Annotated in this window: 5 protein-coding genes; 4 read left to right on the plus strand and 1 reads right to left on the minus strand. The window is 54.2% G+C overall.

All coding sequences use genetic code 11. From position 1 onward, the window contains the following. Nucleotides 1-26: 26 nt before the first annotated feature. A complete protein-coding gene (locus ACW17M_RS21160; protein WP_022522936.1) occupies nucleotides 27-1214 on the minus strand; it encodes an acetyl-CoA C-acyltransferase in 1188 nt (395 codons plus the stop codon). A 125-nt stretch (nucleotides 1215-1339) separates the two neighbouring features. Here ACW17M_RS21160 and ACW17M_RS21165 point away from each other — a divergent pair, with 125 nt between their 5' ends. The 4 genes from ACW17M_RS21165 (at nucleotide 1340) to ACW17M_RS21180 (ending at nucleotide 6686) form a co-directional block, all read left to right on the plus strand. Continuing rightward, a complete protein-coding gene (locus ACW17M_RS21165) occupies nucleotides 1340-1909 on the plus strand; it encodes a TetR/AcrR family transcriptional regulator (protein ID WP_035537983.1) in 570 nt (189 codons plus the stop codon). A 186-nt stretch (nucleotides 1910-2095) separates the two neighbouring features. Beyond that, the gene (locus ACW17M_RS21170) at nucleotides 2096-3766 is read left to right on the plus strand and encodes an AMP-binding protein (RefSeq protein WP_041159219.1); all 1671 of its coding nucleotides are present in this window, start codon (nucleotides 2096-2098) and stop codon (nucleotides 3764-3766) included. Between the two features lie 99 nt (nucleotides 3767-3865). Continuing rightward, nucleotides 3866-4633 (plus strand): SDR family NAD(P)-dependent oxidoreductase, encoded by a 768-nt coding sequence (locus ACW17M_RS21175; protein WP_022522939.1) that lies wholly within the window; start codon nucleotides 3866-3868, stop codon nucleotides 4631-4633. Nucleotides 4634-4880: 247 nt separating this feature from the next. Then, nucleotides 4881-6686: an acyl-CoA dehydrogenase C-terminal domain-containing protein gene (locus ACW17M_RS21180; RefSeq protein WP_027958464.1), complete on the plus strand. Its 1806-nt coding sequence runs from the start codon at nucleotides 4881-4883 to the stop codon at nucleotides 6684-6686. The last annotated feature ends 484 nt before the right edge of the window (nucleotides 6687-7170 follow it).

A 7170-nucleotide genomic window follows, 5' to 3' on the forward strand; every position in this document is an offset into this window, starting at 1 on the left:
AAGGCTATATTTTGTAATAGCGCAGCTTAATCAACTAGCTCGACGGCGACAGCCGTTGCTTCGCCACCGCCAATGCATAAGCTGGCAATACCGCGTTTGCCGCCTTTGGTACGTAGGGCATGAATTAGCGTAGCGATGATGCGTGAGCCGGTAGAGCCAATCGGGTGGCCTTGGGCGCAGGCGCCGCCAAACACATTGACTTTGTCGTGGGGCAGGCCCAAGTCATCCATGGCCATCAGTGTCACCACCGCAAAGGCTTCGTTAATCTCGAATAGGTCTACGTCATTCACGCCCCAATCGAGCTTTTTCATCAGCTTTTCAATCGCACCCACTGGCGCGATGGTGAACTCACTAGGGTGTCGCGAGTGAGTCGTGTGGCCTAGCATACGCGCTAGCGGCTTAATACCTTGTTGATCTGCAGCTTCCTGACTCGCCAAGATAAGTGCCGAAGCGCCGTCGGAAATTGAGCTGGCGTTGGCGGCAGTAATCGTACCGTCTTTGGCAAAAGCGGGGCGCAACTGGCGGATTTTGTCGAGCTTAGCTTGGAAGGGCTGCTCATCGTGTTCGACAAGGGTTTCGCCCTGGCGAGAGGTGACCATCACCGGTGCGATCTCTGCGCTTAGGTGGCCTGAGTTGGTGGCGGCCATGGCGCGCTCAAGGGACGCAATAGCAAAATCATCCAGGCGCTCCCGCGTGTAGCCTCGCTCAGTAGCCACATCCTGGGCAAACACGCCCATTAGTTTGCCCGTTTCGGCGTCTTCCAGCCCATCCAAAAACATATGGTCTTTAAGCTCGCCGTGCCCCAGCCGATAGCCGCCCCGCGCCTTGGTAAGCACGTGGGGGGCGTTAGACATGGACTCCATGCCGCCAGCCAGCAAAATATCGCCACTGCCCGCTTTGATTAAATCGTGGGCAAGCATGGTGGCTTTCATCCCCGAGCCGCACAGCTTGTTAATAGTGGTGGCGCCATTGGCATCAGGAATGCCCGCTTGGCGCATTGCTTGCCGCGCAGGGCCCTGCTTAACACCAGCGGGCAGTACACAGCCCATAATGCCTTCGGTGATCAGGGCTGGGTCAATTCCCGCCTCTTCAATGGCCGCTTTGATGGCGACTGCGCCAAGCTGTGGCGCTGTCATGCTTGCAAGGCTGCCCATCATGCCGCCCATCGGCGTGCGTTTGGCGGCGAGGAATACAACATCGGTGGGGTTGCTCATGGCCAATCTCCTTCAGTTTATTGTGATTATCATAACGAGTAGTGGGTGATACGTTGACCCGTAGGCGGTGCTGTGGTTCTCTCCAGAGTAACCAAGCAAGCGCTAGTGTAAATGACATGAATGTAATGAATGCATCCCCTCGCCGCAAGGAACTGACGCGCCTCGCTGCTCAGCTATTCGTCCAAGAGGGCTTTGATCGCACGACCGTGCGAATGCTGGCGCAGGAAATGGGTATTAAGTCCGGTAGCTTGTTTCATCATTTTAAAGATAAGCAGGAAATCCTCGCTGCGGTCATTGAAGAGGGCACTCAAAATGCCTTGATGATTGCGCGAAAAGCGCTGGACGAGTGCGCTGCAGAGCCTGAAGTTCGGCTGCGCGCTATGGCACGTGCCCATCTTGAAACCCTCTTTACCGATCGCAATGCCCATGTGGTGGCACTCTTTGAGTGGCGCCGACTCGACCCAGCGGCCAGTGCTCATTTGAGCCACTTGCGTGACGCTTACGAGGCGCTGTGGGTCGCTGTTATCGACGATGCGTTGGAAGCTGGCTTGATCCATGGCGACCGCTTTCTTGTCTCGCGTTTTGTTTTGGGGGCGCTGAACTGGACAGTGCGCTGGTACGACCCCAGCGGGCCACGCTCGCCTGATGACCTCGCTGACGAGCTGGTTGCCATGATTATGCCCACCTCTGCTTAATACTCTGACAACAGCCTCGACCAACGTCTAACGCTACAGCTTATATCAGTGCTTGCTCTCTGAGTCGTTTGCTTTTAGCGTTGCTATTATCTTTTAGCTTACGTTAACGTCAACGGATAAATATAACAACACTGCTTGCGGTTATTCTCACTACGAGCTCATTTCCAATAACACAAGAGAGCCATCATGACAGCGACATCACAATCACTGCCCGACTATTACCACTACCTCGATAACTTTTCCGTTGATCGCGTTCTTGCCCGTCTGGATGACCACCGGGACGGCCTGCTAAATGCCTTTGAGGCCTGCTGTGGTCGTCATGTGCGCGCTGGCCGCGGCGATGTGCTGGCGCTGGTTCAAGAGGACTCTCAAGGTGATATGCATACCTTGAGCTACGCCGAGCTAGACGAGCAAAGCGCAAAGTTGGCAGGGTGGTTTAAATCCCAGGGGTTGGGTATAGGCGACCGCATTGCCTGCATGCTGCCGCGGTCACCACAGCTATTGATTGCAGTGCTCGCCACTTGGCGTATTGGGGCGGTCTACCAGCCGCTGTTTACCGCCTTTGGCCCCGATGCGGTGGACTATCGGCTAGGGCGTGCAGGCACCAAGTTGGTGATTACTGATCACGCTAACCGCTATAAATTCGATGGCCTTAGCCAATGCCCGCCGGTACTGGCGGTGGGCGGGGCGACCAGTGAGCATGCCGATGATCACGACTGGCAGGCGGCGTTGACGCATACGTCAATGAGCGACAAGCCGCCGAGGCTTGCGCCTGAAGCACCATTTCTGCAAATGTTTACCTCTGGCACCGTGGGCAAGCCGAAAGGCGTTGCCGTTCCACTGGCAGGGATGACCGCTTTTGCGATCTATATGGAGCTGGCCATTGATCTGCGTGACGATGACCGCTTCTGGAATATGGCCGATCCCGGTTGGGCTTATGGTCTCTACTATGCGATTGCCGGGCCTTTACTGCTTGGTGTGACGACGCATTTTTGTGAGGCAGGATTTAGCGCCGAGGGGGCGCTGGCGTTTATGAAGCGCCACCACATTACCAATTTTGCTGCCGCGCCGACCGCTTACCGCCTAATGAAAGCGTCAGGGCTATTTGATGACGCCCATGAAACGCTTGAGCTGCGTGCGGCTAGCTCGGCGGGCGAACCTCTAAATACTGAAGTAGTGACCTGGGTTGAGAAGTCGTTGGGATGCCCGGTTATGGATCACTACGGCCAGACCGAAACCGGCATGACGTGCAATAACCACCATGCCCTTGACCATCTCAAGCATGTGGGCGCAATGGGCGTGCCGATGCCGGGTTATCGACTGGCAATTTTGGACGCGGAGTATAAAGAGCTGCCTGCCGGGGAGCCTGGTGTCCTCGCCGTCGATATCAAGAACTCCCCGGCACACTTCTTCCAGGGCTACACCTGGCAAGAGAAGAATCCCTTTGTGGAAGGCTATTACCTGACGGGCGATGTGGTTATCCGCAATGAAGACGGTACCTTTCAATTTGCCGGGCGTGATGACGATATTATTACCACCGCGGGTTATCGGGTGGGGCCAACGGACGTTGAAAATAGTGTGATGACGCATCCTGCAGTCGCCGAATCGGCGGCAGTGGGGCAGCCTGATGAGATCCGCGGCGAGGTGATCAAGTCGTATATCGTGCTCCGCGAAGGCTATGAAGCCAGTGACGAGCTGGCTGATGAAATCAAACAGCGAGTGCGCGAGCGGCTTTCGACCCATGCTTTTCCGCGCATTATTGAGTTTGTCGATGAGTTGCCTAAAACCCCCAGCGGCAAGATTCAGCGCTTTAAATTACGTGCCCAGGCAGTAGAAGAAGCCAAAGCAAGTCAATAGCCCATCAAGTGAGTAGCCAAATCAAATGAATAAAAAAGCGAGTGAATAAACCCACCACGATATATAGCAACCATACATAACGACCAAAGGGATACGGAAATGCAGGTTAAGGAGAGTACCTTTTTAATTACCGGGGCTGCCTCTGGTCTTGGGGCGGCTACCGCTGAGCGCTTAGTCGCTGCAGGCGCTCGCGTCGTGTTATGCGACTTAAACGACAGTGTCAATGCCCATGCCCAGCAGCTGGGGGCAAGCGCACGCGCCATTCTGGCGGATATTACGTCAGGCGAACAGATGCAGCAGGCCGTAGATGCGGCGGTAGCGCTGGGTGGCGAGCACGGGCTTTCAGGCGTAGTTCACTGCGCGGGTGTGGTTAGCGTGGCCAAGCTGGTTGATCGTGAAGGCAACCCGGCTGATTTAGAAAGCTATATGAAAACGATCAATATCAATCTGGTCGGCACTTTTAACGTCATGCGCCTTGCGGCTGCCGCCATGGCTAAAAACGCGCCGAATGAGAGTGGTGAGCGCGGGGTGATTATTAATACTGCGTCCATTGCTGCTTTTGATGGGCAGGTAGGCCAGTGTGCTTATAGTGCCTCTAAAGCGGGTGTTGTGGGTATGAGCTTGCCAGCGGCGCGGGAATTGTCGCGCCATGCTATTCGGGTGATGGCCATCGCCCCTGGCGTATTTGAAACGCCGATGATGAGTGAAATTCCTGACGAGGCGGCCCAGGCACTAGCGGCGGCGGTACCTTTTCCTAAGCGTTTAGGTAAGCCAGATGAGTTTGCTCAATTAGCCGAGCAGATTATTACCAACCCCATGCTCAATGGCGAACTGATCCGCTTAGACGGTGGCATTCGCATGCAGTAACTAGATGGCCAGTAGGTAAAAGAAAAATAAAACGACTCGTCGGCTTTTGGTTGGCGAGTTTTTTTATTATTTGCACCAGGGGTTTACTGGTTGGGCGACCAAAGTTCTAGAGTGTTTTTGGGCTAAATTCAAACGCTCGCTTGACTCTGAGGGGCGCTCGCGCTAATTTTCAAACATGTGTTTGAAAGCTCTCTGCCATTAAGAGTTGCTTGGCTTTCAACCCCCCCCCTTTCTTAGGAGAAGTGTGATGCCCAGCTATCAGGCCCCTATTCGTGATATGCGTTTCGTTATGGACGAGATGCTTGACTACCCCGCTCACTACGCGCGCCTGCCAAGCGGTGACGATGCATCGCCAGATGTTGTCAGCGCTATTTTGGAAGAGGGGGCACGCTTCGCCCGCGATGTACTGCTGCCGATCAATCAGAGTGGCGATGAAGAAGGGTGCCTACTGGAAGGGGGCGAGGTCAAAGCGCCTAACGGTTTCAAAGAGGCCTACCAGCAGTACGTAGAGGGGGGGTGGCCGAGTCTGGCCGCCGATCCTGCTCATGGTGGTCAAGGGCTGCCGCCTTCATTGGCGATGCTGTTGTCGGAAATGATCTGCGCCACTAACTTGGCGTGGGGCATGTACCCAGGGCTCTCTCATGGTGCGGCAGACGCACTTCGCCATCATGGCACCGATGAGCAGAAGGCGACGTATCTCACCAAGCTGGTAGAAGGGGTATGGACGGGCACTATGTGCCTAACTGAACCGCACTGCGGCACTGACCTAGGATTGATCAAGACGCGAGCAGTGCCCGCTGATGGCGATGCCTATGCGATTACTGGCACCAAAATCTTTATCTCGGCCGGTGAGCATAATCTGGCTGAAAACATTGTCCACCTGGTATTGGCAAAACTGCCTGGCGCACCGGAAGGTTCTAAAGGTATTTCGCTATTTGTAGTGCCTAAGTTCTTGCCCGATGCCCAAGGTAATGTGGGTGAGCGTAATGGCGTCACCTGCGGTTCGCTCGAGCACAAAATGGGCATTCATGGTAATGCCACCTGTGTGATGAACTTCGACGACGCAACCGGCTACTTGGTAGGGCCGCCCAATAAAGGGCTGGCGTGCATGTTCACCATGATGAACGCTGCGCGTCTTGGGGTGGGGATTCAAGGGCTGGGGTTGATTGAAGCCAGTTTCCAGAATTCATTGAGCTATGCCCGTGACCGGTTACAGATGCGCGGCTTATCGGGCAAACAGGCTCCTGAAAAGCCCGCTGATCCGATTATCGTCCACCCTGATGTGCGCCGCATGCTGCTGACCCAGAAAGCCTTCGCCGAAGGCGGGCGTATGTTGGTGCTTTATACCGCGCAAATGCTCGATTTGGTGGAGCATGGTGAGCCGGGTGAAGAGCGAGATCACGCTGAAACCCTACTTGGCTTGCTAACGCCTATTGTTAAAGCCTTCCTGACCGAAGTTGGTTTTGAAAGCACTAACGAGGGCGTACAGATCTACGGTGGTCATGGCTTCATTAAAGAGTGGGGCATGGAGCAATTGGTGCGCGATGCTCGCATTACTCGACTCTATGAAGGTACTACCGGTATCCAGGCGCTTGATCTGCTAGGCCGTAAAGTACTAATGAGTCAGGGTGAATCGCTGAAGGTATTCACCAAAGAGATCCATAAGTTCTGTAAAGCTGAAGCCGACAACCCTGCACTCAAAGAGTTTGTTGGGCCGCTCGCCAAGCTGAATGCAGAGTGGGGCGAACTGACCATGGGCGTGGGGATGAAGGCAATGCAAGACCGCGAGGAAGTAGGTGCGGCGAGTGTTGATTACCTAATGTATTCAGGCTATGTCACCCTGGCGTACCTATTTGCACGCGCGGCCAAACAGGCGTCTATTTCTTTAGAAGGTGACGATAAGGCCTTCTACGCTGCAAAATTGAATACTGCTCGCTTCTATTATCAGCGTCTATTGCCGCGTACCAAGGCCCATGCGCAGATGATACAAGCAGGTGCTGCAAGCCTGATGGCCATCTCCAGCGAAGATTTTGGTCTGGGATTTGAAATTTAATTAACGGCTAAAATGTGAAAAGAGCACTCTCTGATCAGGCGTTCTGATCGGTGGTTTGCGGCAGAAGGGTAGCCTTCTGCCGCTTTTTTATACGCAATAACTTCTTTTACTTGCTATCTTATTAGTCAGGCCTTAAAGTACGCATCCGCTGCCGGGGACGCCAAGCGTTACCAGCGGTGAATGAAGTGTAAAAGCTTCGGTTTGTCAAAGAGTTAGCGGTTTTGGATGTGGTCAGGTTTGCATCGAAAACAACGCCCTTGACAACCACCAGGAAATGCGTAGAATACGCCTTCCTCGCTGAGGCAAGCCAGTTCAACGGCAAGCCGTGTGGCCCAGTTGGTTTATTAGCTAGCCACCGCAGCGAAACAGCTCTTTAACAATTTGATCAGGTAATTCATGTGGGCGCTTGCTGATGTTGGTGACAAATCACCAAATATCAAGGCAAGCGACTCAAGCAATAAGGTTTTAAAGGATTCGTCCTTTG

The sequence above is a fragment of the Vreelandella sp. 2A-K22 genome, assembly GCF_054065485.1.

Bases quoted from the DNA above. Each gene is read 5' to 3' on its own strand.
- ACW17M_RS21160 (WP_022522936.1), bottom strand. From the start codon at position 1,214: ATGAGCAACCCCACCGATGTTGTATTCCTCGCCGCCAAACGCACGCCG.
- ACW17M_RS21180 (WP_027958464.1), top strand. From the start codon at position 4,881: ATGCCCAGCTATCAGGCCCCTATTCGTGATATGCGTTTCGTTATGGAC.
- ACW17M_RS21170 (WP_041159219.1), top strand. From the start codon at position 2,096: ATGACAGCGACATCACAATCACTGCCCGACTATTACCACTACCTCGAT.
- ACW17M_RS21165 (WP_035537983.1), top strand. From the start codon at position 1,340: ATGAATGCATCCCCTCGCCGCAAGGAACTGACGCGCCTCGCTGCTCAG.
- ACW17M_RS21175 (WP_022522939.1), top strand. From the start codon at position 3,866: ATGCAGGTTAAGGAGAGTACCTTTTTAATTACCGGGGCTGCCTCTGGT.